Origin of the sequence: Desulfocucumis palustris, assembly GCF_002933875.1 — a bacterium.
GTDB lineage: Bacteria > Bacillota > Desulfotomaculia > Desulfotomaculales > Desulfocucumaceae > Desulfocucumis > Desulfocucumis palustris.
Window position 1 is genome coordinate 1 of the sequence record NZ_BFAV01000022.1, and the last position, 1,690, is coordinate 1,690.

Annotated in this window: 2 protein-coding genes; both read left to right on the forward strand. The window is 39.2% G+C overall.

Features of this window, described 5'->3' with window-relative positions:
- Window positions 1-334: 334 nt before the first annotated feature.
- On the forward strand, window positions 335-796 hold the full coding sequence (locus tag DCCM_RS02325) for a hypothetical protein (protein ID WP_104370858.1): 462 nt from the start codon (window positions 335-337) through the stop codon (window positions 794-796).
- A 156-nt stretch (window positions 797-952) separates the two neighbouring features.
- Window positions 953-1,414, forward strand: a complete 462-nt coding sequence (locus tag DCCM_RS02330; RefSeq protein WP_104370859.1) for a hypothetical protein — start codon at window positions 953-955, stop codon at window positions 1,412-1,414.
- Window positions 1,415-1,690: the final 276 nt, after the last annotated feature.

A 1,690-nucleotide genomic window follows, 5' to 3' on the forward strand; every position in this document is an offset into this window, starting at 1 on the left:
AAGCACAAGCAGGTACGATTTTATTATTTCTTCTACTCCAATTGCTGTTTCAGGCATTTTACCACATCCTTAGCTCTTTTCAGGTAGTCCCGGGTTTTTTCTATAAGTTCCCAGGCAGTAGGGGGATACAGCAGCAGCCAGTTGAGTAAAGAAATATAACATTTATACGGCCGCAAAGGCGGTTTTTTTGTTTTACCGGAGCAGCTTCCCGGATATTATTTGACATATTGGCAGAATATTAATTTTGGAAAATTAAAGAAAATATAAAAGGAATTCCAGTAATTGTGTCGAATAGAATTTATTGGCCGTTCATGCTGTTTTTCGAGGTGTGAAGATGCTGCGGATATTATTATTTTTTGTGCAGGGTTTTCCTGAATCCATAGGGATTTGTGCCTTCAGCCTGGCCTTGGCCCGGGTGAAACTGCGCTGGGGTATAATTTTGCCGGCGGCTTTTGTTATGACGGCAATAATTTTAGCCTTAAGGAGCATGCCTATAACTTTCGGATTGCACACCGTGGCATCAATTCTTTTATTGGCTTTGTTTATTGCCATGTCCACCAGGGTTCCGCCATCTAAATGTTTTCTGGTGGTTTTTGCCAGTTTTGACATGTTGGTTTTGTTGGAGTACACCATACTTGAAGAGGCTGTTAGGCTCTTAAATACTGACGTTAATGATTTAATGTCCAATGCTTTTTTGTGGAAATTAACGACTTTACCCCAGGCTATTCTCATGATAATTTTCGCTTTGTTGTTTTCAAAATACAGGAAACCACTTAAAGACCTGTGGAGAATATGATTCGGTCTTTTTTTAAAAGGGACAAGCCTTTATACAGGTGTAAGCATAGTTGGGATGTGAAGACTTTTTGCTGAATCTTTAAAGACATAACAAAGCAGTCCATTCTGTTTCTAAAGGAATTTGTTAGCCATTTATACTGCTTTAAGAGGTGTGAAGATGCAGCAGACATTATTGTTTTTTATGCAGGGTATTCCCGAGACAGTGGGGGTTTGCGCATTCAGTCTGGCTTTAACCCGGGTGAAACTGCGCTGGGGAGTGATTTTTTCGGCGGGTTTGGTGGTAACAGCAATAATGTTAGCCTTAAGAAGTATGCCTATAACTTTCGGATTGCACACGGTGGCGTCAATTCTTTTATGGACTCTTTTTATCGCCAGTGCTACCAAGGTTCCTCCTTCCAAAAGTTTTATGGCGGTTTTCACCAGCATGGGCCTTCTTGCATTATTGGAGTCCAGTATATATGAGGTGGCTGTTAAAATTTTAAATGAAGGCGTTGAGAAATTGATGTCCAATGCTTTTTTATGGAAATTAACGGGTTTACCCCAGGCCATTGTGATGATTGCCATGGCCTTGTTGATTTCAAGGTTCAGGAGACCACTGGAAGGTATGTGGAAAATATAAGACTGTCTTTTATCCGGCAAGCAGCAGGTTGTGAATAACAACGTAATTCATAGAAGCAATATTTTTTTGTTGACTAGTAGCAGCTTTGTGACTGTTTAGTTATCATAAAATAAATTTACAAATTTTTGTTGAGGTACATAGTAATCCCAATTGTAGTATCAATAGTGCTTATTGATTGTTTTATAATTCTTTACGAGGTGTATTAATGCTACATGCATTATTGTTTTTTGTCCAGGGTATTCCTGAAATTGTAGGAATTGTCGCTTGCAGCCTTGC

Bases quoted from the DNA above. Each gene is read 5' to 3' on its own strand.
- DCCM_RS02330 (WP_104370859.1), top strand. From the start codon at position 953: ATGCAGCAGACATTATTGTTTTTTATGCAGGGTATTCCCGAGACAGTG.
- DCCM_RS02325 (WP_104370858.1), top strand. From the start codon at position 335: ATGCTGCGGATATTATTATTTTTTGTGCAGGGTTTTCCTGAATCCATA.